General features: G+C 71.6%; 1 protein-coding gene. It reads right to left on the reverse strand.

From position 1 onward, the window contains the following. Positions 1 to 2 precede the first annotated feature (2 nt). Positions 3 to 18,245, reverse strand: a complete 18,243-nt coding sequence (locus tag AB0H49_RS27780) for a non-ribosomal peptide synthase/polyketide synthase (RefSeq protein ID WP_357255663.1) — start codon at positions 18,243 to 18,245, stop codon at positions 3 to 5. Positions 18,246 to 18,312 lie beyond the last annotated feature (67 nt).

Here is an 18,312-nt window from a genome sequence, read left to right on the forward strand (position 1 = left end):
AGCTAATTCCTTTCGGAGACCACGGCCTGAGCCTCGGCGAGGAGGCGGTGCAGCGCGGCGGCGAGGCCATCGCCGCCGAGCGCCGCGAGTACGCCGGGCACCAGCCCGGCGAGCGAGACGTTGATGAGGACTTCCGGTGTCGCCGCCGCGCCCATGGCCTTGGCCACGGTGGTCAGCTTCACGGCGAGGTCGGCGTAGGACACCCGGTGCGCGCCGTGGCTGAAGGCGAGCGCGCCGGGAGCGACAGCGGCGGCCGACGCGATCAGCTCGGGCAGGTCGGCGACCGTTGCCGTCGGCGCTGCCGAGGGGTGCTGCTCGCCGTCGGTGCGGATGTCGATGGCGCGGATCGCGACGGTCGGGTCCGCCGCTACCGCGGCGAGCACCAGCAGCAGTCGTTCGGCATATCGCTCGACGGTCGCCGCATCGAAAATGTCCGTGGCATACCCGAATCGGAGCGCCATACCGGTGCGCGCACCGTCGGCGTCGAAGCACTCGATGCCGGTGAGCTGTAGATCGAATTTCGCCTCGTCCGGCGCGGGATCGAGGACTTCGACCGCGAGGCCCGGCAGTTCGACCCGGCTGGTGGGCATGTTCTGGAAGGTGAACATCACCTGGAACAGCGGCGTGTAGGCGCTGGATCTGGTGCGGCCCATGGCTTCGACCACCTGGTCGAAGGGCACGTCGGCGTGCGAGAGCGCGGCCAGGTCGCGATCCCTGGCTTGGCGGAGCAGATCGGCGAAGCGGGAGCGCGGGTCGATCTCGGTGCGCAACGCGACGGTGTTGACGAACATGCCGATCACGTCGTCGAGTTCGGCCTCGCCGCGCCCGGCCACCGGTGCGCCGATGGTGATGTCGGACGTGCCGGACAGTTTGGCCAGCAGCACCGCGAGCGCGGCGTGCATCAGGGTGAACAGCGTGGTGCCGTGCTCACGCGCGGTCTGCTCGAGCGAGGTCGTCAACTCGGCGTCGACCTCGAAATCGACAGCCCCGCCGTGCATATCGCGGTGCGCCGGGCGTGGACGATCGGTCGGTAGCGCCAAGACTTCGGGCGCCCCCGCCAATTCTGTGGTCCAGTGGTCGAGTTGCCGTGCGTGCGACGAATTGGGGTCGTCCGCTGCGCCGAGCAGAGCGTGCTGCCATTCGCTGTAGTCGCCGTACTGGATCGCGAGCGGAGTCCAGCAGGGCGCGCGGCCCGCCGCGCGTTCGGCGTAGGCGCGGACCAGATCCCTGGTCAGCGGTGCGATGGAGTAGCCGTCCGCGCAGATGTGGTGCAGCACGACGACCAGGACGTGCTCGTCGGCGGCCGGTGCGAACAGCGCGGCACGGACCGGAGGTGCGACGGTCACGTCGAAACCGAGGGCGACGAATTCGGCGATGCGGGCGTCGATCTCGGTGGGCGGTACCGGAATCGGCGTCAGGTCGAAGGACACCGCGGCGGCGTCCAACACGTCCTGCACCGGGCCTTCCGGCAGGTCCGGATAGCGGGTGCGCAGCGCCTCGTGTCGCGCGAGGACGTCCCGGGCGGCCGCCGTCAGCGCGTCGTGGTTCAGTGCGCCGGTGAGCCGGATGGCGGCGGGGATGTTGTACGCGGCGGAGTCCGGAGCGAGCCGGTTCACCACCCACATGCGCTGCTGCGCCGGAGCGAGGCGGGCCGGGCGGCTGTGGTCGCGCCGTACGAGGGCGGGTCGCGCTTCGGCGTCGTCCAGCTCGGCGAGCCGCAGGGCGAGCCCAGCCACCGTCGGCTCCTCGAACACCGCGGCGACCGGCACCCGTACGCCGAGTTCGGCGCCGAGCCGGGCCGCGAGCCGCGTCGCGAGCAGGGAATTGCCGCCGAGAGCGAAGAAGTCGGCGTCGGCGCCGACCCGGCTGGCCTCAGGGTCGTGCGCACCGTCGATCACCTCGCCGAAGGTGGCGGCGACCAATCGCTCCAGTTCGGTGGCCGGTGCGCGGAAGGCCGCCTCGGCGAACACCGGCTCGGGCAACTTCGCGCGATCGACCTTGCCATTGGTGTTGAGCGGCAGAGAATCCAGCACGACGATGGCGGCGGGCACCATATAGGTCGGCAGCCGCGTCGCGAGTGTCGCGCGCAGGTCCGCCGCGGATTCGGCGTGCCCGTCACCCAGTACGACGTACGCGACCAGCCGCGCGCCCGCCCGCTCGTCTTTCTTGGCGACCGCCACCGCGGCCCGGACCTCGGGCAGGCGCAGCAGCGCCGACTCGACCTCGCCGAGCTCGATGCGGAAGCCGCCGATCTTGACCTGGAAATCGGCCCGCTCCAGGTATTCGAGCTCGCCGTCGGCGCGCCACCGGACGATATCGCCGGTGCGGTACATCCGCGACGCCTCGGTAAACGGGTCCGCGACGAAACGGTCCGCCGTCAGCCCAGGCCTGCCCTGATAGCCGCGCGCCAATTGCACGCCAGCCAAATACAATTCGCCCGCGACGCCGACCGCGACCGGCTGGAGTCTGCCGTCCAGCACGTACACCCGGCTGTTCCACGCGGGCGCGCCGATCGGCACCGTCCGGCTCGGCCGCGCGACCACCTCGTGCGCGGTGATCGAGACCGCCGCCTCGGTGGGTCCGTAGAGGTTGTGCAGCCGCGTGCCTGCCGCTCTATCGAGAAACTCAGCGGCGGTAGCGGGCGCCAGCGCCTCGCCGATGGCGAACACCTGCCGCATCCCGGCGGGCAGCGGGGCATCCGGCGTCGCGGCGAGCAGCATGCCGACCAGGGACGGCACCGCGTACAGCACCGTCACGCCGTGCCGCGCCATCAGCGCGCGCAACCGGTCCGGGTCGCGCTCGTCGCCGGGCCGGGTCACCACCAGCGCGCCGCCGGTGACCAGCGGGGACCAGAACTCCCACACCGAGAGATCGAAGGTCGCGGGGGTCTTCAACAGTGTCCGGTCGGTCGCGCCGAGCGCGAAACGCTCACGCAGCCAGACCAACTGGTTGACGATCGCCGCGTGCGGAACGGTGACGCCCTTCGGCCGCCCGGTCGAGCCCGAGGTGAAGACGACGTAGGCCGGGTGTTCCGGGCGCAGCGGCCGAATCCGCTCGCCGTCCGTGACGGGCGCCGCCGATCGGTGCGCCGCCTCGAGCCAGTCCACCTCCAGCACCCGCACCGAGGTCTCGATCGGCATGCCGTCGGCCACGGTGGTGAGCGCGCAAACCGGCGCGGCGGTGTCGACGATGTAGGCGATGCGGTCGGCCGGGTGATCCGGATCGACCGGCACGTACGCGCCACCGGCTCGCACCACCGCGTACATGGCGATCACCAGCTCGACGGACCGGCGCATGGCCAGCACCACCGTGCGCTCCGGGCCGACGCCATGACCGATCAACGCCCGTGCCAGCCGGTTCACGCGAGCATCGAACTCGGCGTAGCTCAGCGTCTTTTCGGTGTCGGCGTCGATCAGCGCGGCCGCGTTCGGCGTCCGTGCCGCCTGCCGGTCCACCAGATCGGCGAGCGTCACCGGCTCGACCGGATGGGCCGTGGCGTTCCACTCCCCCAGTACGCGGGCACGCTCCTCGCCGAGCATATCCAGCTCTCCGACCAGGGTGCCGGGCTGTGCGACAACGCATTCCAGCACATCCACCAGTCGGCCGATCACACGTTCGGCGGTCGCGGACTCGAACAGATCGGTCGCGTAGCCGAGCGTCAGCTCGATGCCCTCCGGTGTGCCGTCCGCGGCGTATCGGTCGACGGCGAACAGGTGCAGGTCGAATTGCGCGACGCCGTTGTCGAATTCGAGCTCGTGCACCGTGAGCCCGGGCAGCCGCAGCTCGCCGCGCTCGTGGTTCTGGAACGAGTAGCCGACCTGGAACAGCGGGTGCCGCGCGGTGGAGCGCCGCGGCTCGAGCACCTCGACAAGTCGCTCGAACGGCACGTCGGCGTGCGAGAAGGCGGCGATGTCGGCGCCTCGGGCCTGCCCGAGCAGCTCGGCGAAGGTCTGTCCGCCTTCGACGCGCGTGCGCAGCACCAGGGTGTTGACGAACATGCCGATCACGTCGTCGAGTTCGGCCTCGCCGCGCCCGGCGATCGGGGTGCCGACGGCGATGTCGCCGGTGCCCGACAACCGGGCGAGCAGCGCGGCGAACGCGGCGTGCACGACCATGAACAGCGTCGCACCGTGCGCGCGTCCGAGGCCGATCAGCTGCTCGTGCAACCGCGGCGGCACCGGCCGGGTCGTCTTCGCGCCGCGGAGACTCTGCCGCGCCGGGCGCGGGTGATCGGTGGGCAGCGCGAGCTGATCGGGCAGTCCGGCCAACGCCTCGGTCCAGTAGGCGATCTGCTCGGCGGCGCGGGAGTCGAAATCGTCCTCCGCGCCGAGCAGTTCCCGCTGCCAGAGCGCGTAGTCGGCGTATTGCACCGCCAGCGGCGACCAGCACGGTGCGCGGTCGTCCAAGCGCGCGGTGTAGGCCGTCATCAGATCGCGCACGAACGGCGCGACGGAAGATCCGTCGGCGGCGATGTGGTGTAGCACGCCCGCCAGCACGAAATCGGCGGACCCGATCCGGAACAACCTCATGCGCAACGGGATCTCGGCGGTGACATCGAAGGCCGAACTCGCCAGCTCCCGAACGCGCTCCGGCAGTGCGGCTTCGGTGACGTCGACGGAATACAGTGCCGGAACTGCCTGCGCCGCAAGCAGAATGCGCTGCGTCGGCACGCCGTCCAGCTCCGGGTATGTGGTGCGCAGCGCTTCGTGCCTGCCGATGACGTCGGCCAGCGCCGATTGGAGCGCCGCGACGTTCACGTCGCCGGTCAGCCGCAGCGCCAGCGGGATGTTGTAGGCGACGGACGCGCCGTCGAAACGGTTCAGGAACCACATCCGCCGCTGCGCGGGCGAGAGCGGCAGCGTCTCCGGACGCGCACCGGCCACCAGCGGCGGCCGCGCGGCTCCGGCCTCGCCCGCGCTCACGGTCGCGGCGAGTTCGGCGACCCGCGGCGCCTCGAACAGCGCGCGCACGCCGACCGGTTCGCCCAGCGCCGCGCCGATCCGGGCGGCGGCCTTGGCGGCGAGCAGGGAGCTGCCGCCCAGCGCGAAGAAGTCGTCGTCGGCGCCGACCCGGCGCGCGTCGGCGGCCAGGCCGAGCACGTCGGCGTACACCCCGGCCACGATCTCCTCGACGACCGTGCCCGGCTTGCGGTAGGCCGTCGACGCGAAGACCGGTGCGGGCAGCGCGGCGCGATCGAGTTTGCCGTTGACGGTCAACGGGATTCGCTCCAGCGCGACGATCGCGGCGGGCACCATGTGCTCGGGCAGCGTCCGCGCCAGTTCTCCGCGGAGCGCGGCCGCGTCCACCGGGCCGTCGGCCACGACGTAGGCGACGATGCGCGCCTCGTCCACCAGATCGGCGCGCACCACCACCGCGGCCTCGCGGACCGCGCCGGTATCCAGCACGGCCGCCTCGATCTCACCGAGCTCGATGCGGAACCCGCGCAAGTTCACCTGCTGGTCGGCGCGGCCGAGGTATTCCAGCTCGCCGTCGGGGGTCCAGCGCGCCAGGTCGCCGGAGCGGTAGGCGAGCGAGCCGTCCGCTGCGTAGGGGTCGGCGACGAAGCGGCTCGCGGTGAGCGCGGGCCTGCCGAGATAGCCGCGGGCGAGCTGGCCGCCGGAGACGTAGATCTCGCCGGGCACGCCCACCGGGACCGGCCGCAGCCGCGCGTCGAGCACCCGCACCGCGAGGCCGGGAATCGCGCCGCCGATGACGCTGGCCGAGCCCGCGCCCGGCTCGATCGGACGATACGACACGTGCACCGTGGTCTCGGTGATGCCGTACATGTTCACCAGGCGTGGCCCGTCGGGATACCGCGCGAACCATCCGGCCAGCCGCTGCGGCTCCAGCGCCTCGCCGCCGAAAACGACCTGCCGCAACGCGAATTCGGCGGGCTCGGCCGCGGCGTCGGCGGCGATGAGCTGGTAGAAGGCCGACGGCGTCTGGTTCAGCACCGTCACCCCGCGCTCGACGAGCAGGCGACGGAACTGCTCGGGCGAGCGCGACGTGAAGTAGTCCACCACCACGAGTTCACCGCCGTGCAGCAGCGCGCCCCACAGCTCCCACACCGAGAAGTCGAAGGCATAGGAGTGGAACATCGTCCACACGTCCGACGGCCCGAACTCGAAGTGACGCCGGGTGTTGTCCAGCAGCCGCAGCACATTGCGGTGCGGGACGACGACGCCCTTGGGGCGGCCGGTGGACCCGGAGGTGTAGATGACGTAGGCGGTCTGCGCCGGGTGCAGCGGCGCGCGGCGGTCGGCGTCGGTCAGCGGCTCGGCGCTCACCGACTCGGGGTCGGCGTGCACATCCAGCACCGGGCCGCCGAACCAGTCGCGCGGCAGGCCCGTCGCCGCCGAGCCGACCGCGCAGATCGGGCGCGCGTCGTCGATCATGTACTCGATGCGGTCGGCCGGATAGTCGGGGTCGATCGGCAGGTAGGCGCCGCCCGCCTCCAGGACGGCCAGCAACGCGACGACCAGCTCGACCGAACGCGGAAGAGCCACCGCCACCAGGGTTTCCGGCCCGACACCCGCGGCGATCAGCCGACGAGCCAGCCGATTCGCCTTGGCGGCCAGCTCGCCGTAGGTCAGCACGTCCTCGCCCGCGCGCACCGCGACTGCCGCCGGGTCGAGCGCGGCGGCGCGGCGGAAGCGGTCCACCAGCGTCTCGTCGGCGGCCGCCAGATCGGCTCCGGTGCAAGCCCATTCGACCAGTGCCCGCCGCTGCTCCTCCGCGGAGAGCAGCTGGATGTCGCCGACCACCACCGTCGCGTCCGCGGCGACCGCGGCGAGCACCTGGGTGAAACGGCGGGCCAGCACCGCGATCGTCTCGTGGTCGAAAAGATCGGTGGCGTAGGTGATCTCGATATCGATGCCATCGGCGCGGCCGTCCGCGTCGTCGGCGGCGAGCACGGTGAACTGGAGGTCGAACTCGGCCGCGACCGCGTCCAGCTCGACCGGACGCACCCGGAGTCCGGCGAGCTCGAGCACGGGCACGGTGAAGTTCTGCATGGTGAGCGCCACCTGGAACAGCGGGTGGCGGTTGCGCGCCCGGTTCGGGGCGACCAGTTCGACCAGCCGCTCGAAGGGCAGGTCGGCGTGCGCGAGCGCCTCCAGATCGCGCGCTCTGACCTCGTCGAGGACGGTCTCGAACCGCGCGCGCGGATCGATGCGGCTGCGCAGCACCAGGGTGTTGACGAACATGCCGACCAAGCCGTCGAGTTCGGCCTCGCCGCGCCCGGCGACCGGGGTGCCGATGGCGACGTCCGCGCTGCCCGACAGCCGGGCGAGCAACACCGCGAGCGCCGCGTGCACGGTGCTGAACAGCGTCGTCTCCCGCTTACGTGCCAGCTCGCGCAGTTCGCTGTGCAGGTCGGAGTCGATGCGCAGCCGGTGCGTCGCGCCGCGGTGGGTGGACACGGCCGGACGTTTGCGGTCGGCGGGCAGCTCCAGCTGATCGGGCAGGTCGTCGAGTGCGCGCCGCCAGAACTCCAGCTGGCGGTGCGCGCGGGACTCGGGATCGTCGGCGTCGCCGAGGATTTCGGATTGCCACAGGGTGTAGTCCGCATACTGCACGGGCAGCGGAGCCCACTGCGGCGCGCTGCCGTCACGGCGGGCGGCGTAGGCGGTCATCAGGTCGGTGGCCAGCGGGCCGAGCGAGAATCCGTCGGCCGAGATGTGGTGCAGCACGAGCAGCAGCACGTGCTCGGCCGTTCCGGTTCCGGTCAGCGCGAACAGGTGGGCGCGCAGGGGCGTCTCTTCGGTGAGATCGAAAGTGACCGCGGCGCACGCGGCGAGGCGCTCGACCAGTGCCGACTCCGCCACCGCTTCGCGGCGCAGTACGGGCGTGCGGCGCGGCAGAATCACCTGCTCGGCGCCGTCCGGTCCGGCCGGATACACGGTGCGCAGCGCCTCGTGCCGTTCGACGACATCGCCGAGCGCCGCGGTGAGCGCCGCGGCATCGAAATCACCGCCGAGCCGGAGCGCGACCGGGATGTTGCTCACCGCGTCGCCCGGCCCATCGGCGTCGGCGAGGAAGCGGTTCAGGAACCAGATCCGCTGTTGCGCGGGCGAGAGCGGCAACCGCTCCGGCCGCGGGCGCGTGGTGAGCGCGGGACGCCCGCCGCGACCGCGCAGCGCTTCCGCCCGCGTCGCCAGGGCATGCACGGTGGGCGCGTCGAAGAGCAGCCGGACCGGCAGTTGGGTGTCCAGCGCGGCGCCGAGCCGGGCCACCACCCGGGTCGCGGTGAGCGAATTGCCGCCGAGCACGAAGAAGTCGTCGTCGAGTCCGACTCGCGGCGCGCCGAGCACATCGGCGAAGACGCGCGCGACGATCTGCTGCGCGGGCGTGACCGGCGCGCGGAACGCCGCCGCCTCGAACACCGGCGCGGGCAGCGCCTTGCGGTCGAGCTTGCCGGAGGCGTTGAGCGGGAACTCGTCCATCGGCACGAACGCCGAGGGCACCATGTATGCCGGAATGCGCTGCGCCAATGCCGCTTTCAGCGAGTCGGCGTCGATGGCGGGCGTGCCTATCAGGTATGCGACGAGCTGGGTGTCGTCGCGCACCACGACCACGGCTTGGTCGATCTCCGGCAGCGCTGTCAGCGCGGCCTCGATCTCGCCGAGCTCGATGCGCAGACCGCGCAGCTTGACCTGGAAATCGGTGCGGCCCAGATATTCCAGCTCACCGCGCTCGGGTCCACCCGTTCTACCGCTCCCCGTCGAAGCGCTTCGCGCAGGCATCCATCGCACGAGATCGCCGGTGCGGTACATGCGCTCGGCAGAGGCGAACGGGTTGGCCACGAACCGGTCCGCGGTCAGGCCTGGCCACCGGACGTACCCGCGCGCCAGCTGCGCGCCCGCGAGGTACAGCTCGCCCGGCACACCGACCGGCACCGGACGCAGGCGCGAATCCAGCACGTACACGCGGGTATTGGCCACCGGAACGCCGATCGGCACGCTGTCGATGTCGGCGTCGGAGACTTCGTGGTAGGTGACGTCCACGGCCGCTTCGGTCGGCCCGTACAGATTGTGCAGCCGAGCGCCGGTCAGCGTGCGCAGCCGCTGCGCGGGGCCCGGCGTCAGCGCCTCGCCGGAGGCGAACACCATGCGTAGCGAATCACACCGCGCCGCTTCCGGTTCCGCGACGAACACCGCGAGCATCGACGGCACGAAGTGCGTCACCGACACCCGTTCCCGGCCGATGAGTTCGGCCAGGTAGCGCGGGTCGCGGTGGCCGTCCGGGCGCGCCACGGCCAGCTTCGCGCCGACCTGCAACGGCCAGAAGAACTCCCACACGGAGACGTCGAACGTCGCGGGCGTCTTCTGGAGGACGACATCCTCGGCCGTGAGTTCGTACTCGGCTTGCATCCACAGCAGCCGGTTGACGATCGCCGCGTGCGACACGGCGACGCCCTTGGGCTCGCCGGTCGACCCCGAGGTGAACAGGACGTAGGCCGCGTTGCCCGGGACGAGCGCACCGAGCCGGTCAGCGTCGGTCAGCGGGGCGTCGGAGTAGTCGGTGGTGTCGAACTGGTCGACGTCCAGCACCGCCCACACCCGCGAATCGCGCTCGGAGGGCGTGAGAACCAGGCCGTCGCCCGTGCGGCTGAGCACACACACCGGCCGCGCCCCGCGCAGCACGTGCTCGATGCGCTCGGCCGGATGGTCCGGGTCCACCGGCACGTAGGCGCCGCCCGCGGTCAGCACCGCGTACATGGCCACGACCAGGTCCACCGAGCGGCGCATGCCGATCGCCACGGTGCTCTCGGGGCCGACGCCGATGGACACCAGCAGCCGGGCCAGGCGGTTGACCCGGGCCGCGAACTCGGAATAGGTCAGCGTCGCGTCGCGACTCGGTGAGAGGTGGTCGGGCGACGGATGGGCAAGCGTCGCGTCGCGACTCGACGAGAGGTGATGGTCGGGCGCCAGGTGGGCCAGCGACTCGCCATCGAAGCTCACCGCGACCGCGTCCGGCGTGCGTCCGACCTGCGCCTCGAACAGCGACACCAGCGTCGCGGCGGGGTCGAGGGCGCGCGCGGTGGCGTTCCAGGAGCCGAGCAGTCGCGTGCGCTCACCGGCCGAGAGCGTGTCGATGTCGCCGACGAGCACCCCTGGGTCGGCGCAGACCGCGTCGAGCACGCGCTGTAACCGGGCCGCGAACGCGGCGACGGTGTCGGCGTCGAACAGGTCGGTCGCGTACTCGAAGGCGGCGTCGAGGCCGTCGGCCGTCTCGGCGAGGGTCAGCTGGAGATCGAATTTGGCTGTGCGCGTGTCGATGTCGAGCCGATCGATGCGCAACCCCGCCAGCTCGACGGCGGCGCTCGCGGTGTTCTGGAAGTCCAGCATCACCTGGAACAGCGGGTGCCTTGCCGCCGACCGCTCGGGTTCGAGCGCCTCGACCAGCCGCTCGAACGGCACGTCGGCGTTCGCGAACGCGCGCAGGTCGCCGTCGCGCACGGCCGCGACCAGTTCGGCGAAGGTGCGGTCGGGGCGCACGTCGGCGCGCAGCACCAGGGTGTTGACGAACATGCCGACCAGCTCGTCGAGCGCCTGGTCACCGCGGCCCGCCACCGGGGTGCCGATCGCGATGTCGTGCTGGCCGGAGAGCTTCGCCAGCGTGGCGGCGAAGGCCGCGTGCAGCACCATGAACAGCGAGGCGTTCGCGGACTCGGCGATCTCGCGCAGGCGGCTGTGGGTCGCGGCGGGGATGCGGAAGGCGTAGCGCGCGCCGCGCCCCGAAGCGGCTGCGGGGCGCGGCCGATCGGCGGGCAGGGCGAGCAGATCGGGCAGGTCGGCCAGTTCGGCGGACCAGAAGCGCAGTTGCTCGGCCAGCAGCGAGCCGGGATCGTCCGCCGAGCCGAGGGTTCGGCGCTGCCACAGCGTGTAGTCGGCGTACTGCACCGGGAGGGGCGACCATTCCGGCGCGGCGCCGTCGCGGCGGGCGGCGTAGGCGCGCAACAGGTCCCGCGTGAAGGGCGCGATGGACCAGCCGTCCGCCGTGATGTGGTGCAGGGCGACGACCAGCACGTGTTCGTCGTGCACCACGGCGGCGCGGGCATCACGATGACCTCCGCCAGGGCCGGTGCGCCACAGATCGTCGGCGCAGCGCAGCAGCGTCAGTCGCACCGGCGGCGCTTGGGTCACGACGAAAGGTGTTGCGGCGAGGTCGCGTACCCGTTCGAGCAGATCACCGGCTTCGTCATCGACCGCCAAGACGGGGCCTCGGTCGGCGGGCAGTACCTCTTGCCGTGCGATGCCGTCGACGGCCGGGTACCTGGTGCGCAACGCCTCGTGCCTGGCGACGACATCGCTGAAGGCGGCGGCGAGCGCCGCCCGGTCCAGCGGGCCGGTGAGGCGCACCGCGGCGGTCAGGTTGTTCGCCGTGGACGCCGCGTCGAACTGGTTCAGGAACCACATTCGCTGCTGCGCGTAGGACAGCGGCACGAAGTCGGGGCGCTCGGCGGCGACCAGCGGAAAACGGGTGCGTGTGGTCCGCGCGTCGGCGAGCGCGGCGGCCAGCGCGGCCACGGTGGGATGTTCGAAGAGCAGCCGGACCGGCACGTCGACTTCGGCCCGTGCCGCGAGCCGCGCGGCGATTCGGGTGGCCACCAACGAGTTTCCGCCCACCGCGAAGAAGTCGTCGTCCAGGCCGACGCGGTCGAGCTCGAGCACTTCGGCGAACACCTCGGCCACCGTCCGTTCGGCCGGGGTGCCGGGAGCGCGAAACTCCTTGGCCGTGAGAACCGGATCGGGCAACGCGTTGCGATCCAGCTTGCCCGAGGTGGTCAGCGGCATGGCCGTCAGAGCGACGTAAGCCGTCGGCACCATGTAGGACGGCAGCGCCGCGCGCAGCCTGCTCGTCAGTACCGCGGCCACCTCGTCCTCCGGGAGGTCGGTCACCACGTACGCCGCCAGCAGCTCACCGGCCGGATGGGCGAAGACCCGCACCGCGGCGGCGCGCACATCGGCGGCGGCGAGCAGGGCGGCCTCGATCTCGCCGAGCTCGATGCGCTGACCACGCAGCTTCACCTGGAAATCGCTGCGCCCCAGGTATTCCAGCTGTCCATCCCGGTTGCGCCGCACCAGATCGCCGGTGCGATACATGCGCGCGCCCGCGGGTCCGTACGGATTGGCGACGAACCGTTCGGCGCTCAGCTCGGCGCGGCCGTGGTAGCCCCGCGCGACCTGTATCCCCGACAGATACAGCTCGCCGACAACGGTTTCCGGCACCGGTCGCAGCCGGCCGTCCAGCACGAGCACTTGGCTGGCGCGCACCGGCCGCCCGATCGGGGTCGGACCCGCCGTCGCGGTGACCGGTGCGTGCGTGGCATGCACGGTGAATTCGGTCGGCCCGTAGAGGTTGTGCAGTTCGGCGCGGCTGACGGCGGCGAAGGACGCGGCGGCCTCACCGGTCATCGCCTCGCCCGCGACGAGGACGGTGTGCAGGCTGGCGAGCGAGGCGGCGGGCGCGGCCGCGGCGAACACCGTGAGCATCGAGGGGACGAAGGAGGTCATCGTGACGCCGTGCGCGGCGATGGTCGACGCGAGGTAGGCGCTGTCGCGGTGCCCGTCGTGCGCCGCGACCACCAGTCGCGCGCCGCTCGTCAACGGCGCGAACAGTTCCCAGACCGAGACGTCGAAGGTCGCAGGTGTCTTGAACAGCACCACATCGGCGGGGCCGACACCGTATTCGCCGACGATCCAGCGGATCTGATTCGCCATCGAGCCGTGCTGCACCGCAACGCCTTTCGGGCGTCCGGTGGAGCCGGAGGTGAAGATCACGTAGGCGGTGTCGGCGGCGCGCAGCGGGCGCTGGCGTTCGCCGTCGAGCACCGGAGCGGCCGGGTACTCCGTGAGGTCGAGCGTGTCCACCTCGATGACCGGGACGTCTTCCGACGCCCAGTCGTCGGCGGACTTGGTCAGCACGCACGCCGGGCGCGCGGCGGCCAGCACGTGGGCGATCCGAGCCGCCGGTTGATCCGGGTCGACCGGGACGTACCCGCCGCCCGCGGTCAGCACCGCGTAGGCGGCGATCACGAAGTCGGCGCTGCGCCGCATGCCGAGCACGACCAGCGTCTCGGGGCCCACCCCGGCATCGATGAGGTGCCGGGCCAGCCGACGCGCCCGGGCCGCGAATTCCGCGTAGGTCAGCGTGCGGTGGCCGTCGATCACGGCGACGGCGTCCGGAGTGCGGCTGACCTGCGCTTCGAACGCTGCGAGCACCGTTTCCCCCGTGGTGCGCGTCGCGGGCGCGGAACCTGGGGCCGCCGACGAGCCCAGCGCCGTCCACGACCCCAGCTCCGCCGACGAGCCTCGCTGCGCAAACGAACCCTGCTCCGTCGACGCATCCAGCTCTGCCGACAAACCCGCCGCCGCCGAGTCCCGCGCCGACGACGGACCCTGCTGCGCCCACACGTTCAGCGCCGCCGGCGAATTCAGCTCGACCGGCGAGTTCTGCTCCGCAACCGATCCCAGCTCGCCCGGAAAGTCCAGCACCGCCGCCGAATTCGCCCCCGGAGCCGTCCCCAGCTCGATAGCCCAGCGCAATTCCGCGGTATCCAGCAGCGGCAGATCACCGACCGCCGTCTCCGCATCGCCGGTCAGCCCTTCCAGCACGCGCAGGTACCACCGCGCGAAGTCGGCGACGCTCGCCTCGTCGAACAGATCTGTGGCGTAGGTGAATTCGGCCGGAACCCCCGCCGGTGCCGAACCTTCCCCGAGTCCGGCACCGGCGAAGCCTGCGGTGACCGTGAGCTGGAGATCGAACTTGGTCACCCCGGTGTCCAGGGTACCGGTGCGCACCGATATTCCGGGGAGCGCGAACTCGATGTCGGCGGCATTGTCGACCGAGAGCAGCACTTGGAAGAGCGGATGCCTGGCCTGGGAGCGCGGCGGATTCAGCGCCTCGACCAGTTGCTCGAACGGAACCTGCGCGTGACCGAATGCGGCGAGGTCGGCCGCGCGCACCGCGGCGAGCAACTCCACGCCGGTCGCCGCGGCGTCGACCCGGGTCCGCAGCACGAGCGTGTTGACGAACATGCCGATCAGGTCGTCGAGTTCGCGTTCACCGCGCCCGGCCACCGGGGTGCCGATCACGATGTCCGCGCTCCCCGACAACCGGGCGAGCAGTACCGCGAGCGCGGCGTGCAGAACCATGAAGTCGGAAAGGCCGTTGGCGCGCGCCGTCGCGGTGACGCGCTCGGCGATCGCGGCGGGCACCTCGAAGCGGTACACCGCGCCACGTCCGGTGGCGAACGCGGGACGCGGCCGGTCGGTGGGCAGCTCCAGCAGATCGGGGGCTTCGGCCAGCGCCTCGGTCCAGTAGGCCAGCTGACGGGCCAGCGGCGCGTCCGGGTCCGACGCCGCGCCGAGCGACTCCCGCTGCCACAGACCGTAGTCCGCGTACTGCACCGCGAGCGGCGCCCAGTCCGGCGCGGCGCCGGTCCGACGGGACCGGTACGCCGTCGCCACGTCGCGGGCCAGCACGCGCAGCGAAAGTCCGTCCGCGGCGATGTGGTGCAACACGAGGGCCAGCGCGTAGCCGTCGGCGTCCACGGCGAACAACCGGGCGCGCAGCGGGATCTCCCGCTCCAGGTCGAATCCGGTGGCGGCGAAACCGGCGAGCACCGCGTCCAGCTCGTCCGCGCCGATCGGCTCGGCCGCCGCGAGCACGGTGACCTCGTCGTCGTGCAGCACGATCTGCTGGGCCGGGACGCCGGTCTCGTCGAGCACGGCGGGGAAGACGGTGCGCAGCACCTCGTGCCGCGCCACCACGTCGGCGACCGCCAGCCGCAGCGCGGTCACGTCCACGTCGCCGCGCAACCGCACCACGAACGGCATGTTGTAGTCGGCGGAGCGTTCGAATCGGTTCAGGAACCAGATCCGTTGCTGCGCGAGAGAAAGCGGAACCAGCGGCGGCCGCGGCACCACCCGCAGCAGGCGGGGCGCGGACGCGCCGCCGGTTCCGCCCGCCCGCTCGATCAGTTCGGCGAGATCGGTCACCGTGGTGGCGGTGAACAACTCGCGAACCCCGAGCGGGCAGCCCAAGTCGGCGGCCAGCCGGGCGGCCACCTGCGTGGCCACCAGACTGTTGCCGCCGAGTGCGAAGAAGTCGTCGTCGCGGCCGACCGATTCGCGGCCGAGCACCTCGCCGAACACGCGGGCGACCGCCTGCTCGACCGGCGTGACCGGCGCGCGGTATTCACCGGTGCGACGCTGCGGCGCGGGCAGCGCACCGCGATCCAATTTGCCCGAGGCGTTGACCGGCAGGGCATCGAGCACCACGTAGGCCGCGGGCACCATATAGCCGGGCAGCGACGCGGTCGCCGCGGCCCGCAGCTGCTCGGGACGCACTGTGTCCGGCTCGGACTCGACCGCGTAGGCCACCAGCTGCTCGCCCGCGCCCGCGTCGTCGCGCACCACGACGACCGCGCGTACCACCGAGTCGACCGTGCCGAGCACCGCCTCGATCTCGCCGAGCTCGATCCGCAGGCCGCGCAGCTTCACCTGGAAATCAGTGCGGCCGAGGTATTCCAGCTCGCCGTTGGTGGGCCCACCCGTCGCCCGGCCACCACCCCCCATCGAATCGCTTCGCGATGCGGGTATCCATCTGACCAGGTCGCCGGTGCGATACATCCGGTCGCCCGGCGCGGCGGGGCCGTCCGGACCGGCGAACGGGTCGGCGAGGAAACGTTCGGCCGTCAGGCCGGTCCTGGCCACGTAACCCCGGGCGAGCTGTACCCCCGACAGATACAGCTCACCCGGAGCCCCGACCGGAACCGGCCGCAGCCGCGAGTCGAGCACATAGAGCCGGGTGTTGAACACCGGCGCGCCGATCGGCACCGAGAGGGTATCGGTATCGGTCACCTCGTGAAAGGTGACGTCCACCGCGGCTTCGGTGGGACCGTACAGGTTGTGCAGCCGGGCGCCGGTCAGCACCCGCAGTCGCTGCGCCAGCGACGCGGGCAAAGCCTCGCCGGACGCGAACACCGCTCGCAGGGTCGACTCGCGCGCGATGTCCTGGTGCGCCAGAAACACTTCCAGCATCGAAGGCACGAAATGCGCGACGCTGACGCGATATTCGGCAATGACCTTGCGCAGGTAGGCCGGGTCGCGGTGTCCGTCCGGCTGCGCGAGCACCAGTTCGGCGCCGATCTGCAAGGGCCAGAAGAACTCCCACACCGACACGTCGAAAGTGGCGGGCGTCTTCTGCAACACCACGTCGGCGGGTGTCAGCCGGTAGGTCTCCTGCATCCACACCAGCCGGTTCACGATGGCGCCGTGGGTCACCAGCACGCCCTTGGGCTTGCCGGTGGAGCCCGAGGTGAAGATCACATAAGCGGGGTGGTCCTGTCGCAGCGCCGCGATCCGTTCGCGCTCCCACACCGGACCGTCCTGGTATTCGGAGAGATCCAGGTGATCCAGCCGCACCGTCGGCGCGCAGAGCTCCAGGTCCTCGGCGCCGAGGACACAGACGGGGCGGGCGGTGGCGAGGATGTGCGCGGTGCGCTCGGCCGGATGGTCCGGGTCCAGCGGCACGTAGGCCGCACCCGCGGTGAGCACCGCGTACATGGCGACGACGAGCTCCGGCGACCGGCGCAGGTGCAGCGCGACCAGGCTCTCCGGCCCGACACCGCGCTCGATGAGATACCTGGCCAGCCGGTTCACCCGGGCGGCCAGCTCGCGGTAGGTCAGAGTGGCTTCTTCAGCGCCCGCGAAACGAAGCGCGACCGCGTCCGGGGTGCGGGCGACCTGCGCCTCGAACATCGACACCAGCGTCGCGGGCGAATGCGCGCCGGGGGCGCGGGCGGCGAGCAGCGCGTCGACGTCGCAGCCGGTGGCATTCCAAATCCTGGTGCTCACCTCGATTTCCAGCTCGGTCGTCACGTCGATCGCGGATATCGGCGTTTCCAGGTCCGTGGCCACCAAGCGCTCCAGGTACTGGAGGAAGCGCGCGTGGTGGCGGGCCAGATCGTCGGCTGCGTAGAGGTTCGGGTTCGCCTCGAAGTCGACGTGCACGCGGTCGCGCTCGCCGTAGTAGACGTTCAGGCTCAGATCCTCCACCGGCCCGGTGGAGAGCACGTGGTACCGGCCGGTCGTGGTGCCGAGCGTGAGGTCGCTACGGAACAGCATCATGTTGGCCAGCGGCCCGAACAGCGCGCGCCGGGCCGGGCGGCCGTCGTGTTCGGCGTCTCGGCGGATGTCCTCGTGCCGGTACCGCTGGTGCCGCAGCGCACCGGCGACCTCGACGCGGGTGGCGCGCAGCAGGTCACCCCAGGTGGCCGCGCCCAACGTCATCCGCAGCGGCACGATATTGGAGAGCATGCCCGCCGAGCGCCGCATCGCGGCGGTGGTGCGCGCGGTGACCGGCAGACTCAGCACCACGTCGTCGCGATCGGTCAGGCGGCCGAGGTAGCCGGCGAAGGCCGCGAGCAGCACGACCGCGAGCGTCGAATCCTGGCTCTCGGCAACGGCGTTCATCCGCTCGACCAGCTCGTCGGGCAGGCCGAGTCCGACGACGAGGTTGGTCGCCGCACGCGGCGCGGTGCGCGGGTCCAGGCTCGTCACGCCGTCCAGCCCGGCCACTCGTTCGGCCCAGTGCGCGCGATCGGTTTGGTAGCGCCCGCTCTCCCGGTAGGCGATCTCGCCCTCGACCAGCGCTTCCAAGCTGCCCGGCCGGATCGCTTCCGGCTCGGTGCCGAGCACCCGCGCGGTGTAGCGCTCGGCGACCCGCATGGTGTTGGTCAGCGCGCCGTAGCCGTCGAGCACGATGTGGTGGGCGCGCAGGTACCAGAAGTAGCGCTGGTCGGCGACCCGCAGTACCGCGCCCGCGAACAGGCGGTCTCGCACGAGATCCACCGGGGCGCAGGCGTCGGCGCGCATCCATTCCGTCGCGGCGGCGATCGGATCCGCGTGTGAGCGGAAGTCGATCAGCGGGATCTCGATGGCCAATTCGGGATCGACACACTGGTACGGCGTGCCGCCGTCCTCGCCGAGCCGCACCAGCGTAGATCCGTAGTCGAGTGCCGCCTCGCGCGAAACCTCTTGCAGCAGAGCCGCGTCCAGCTCACCGCGCACATCGACGTATTGCGCGACGTTGATCGGGATCTCGGGCTCGAGCAGCTGCGCGTACCAGAGGCCCAGCTGTGCGGGAGCCAGCGAAAACGGCGTGGGGGACGGTGTATGGCTCGCCGCGTTCCCGTTCGGCCGCGCGCTGAACCCACCCAACTCCGTACCGTGCACCAGAGCCTCCTCGATAGCGAAACAACTGCTGGCCGAGCGCTTTTGGGCAGCACAAAGAGACGGCATG

Origin of the sequence: Nocardia sp. NPDC050713 (assembly GCF_040654315.1) — a bacterium.
Lineage (GTDB): Bacteria > Actinomycetota > Actinomycetes > Mycobacteriales > Mycobacteriaceae > Nocardia.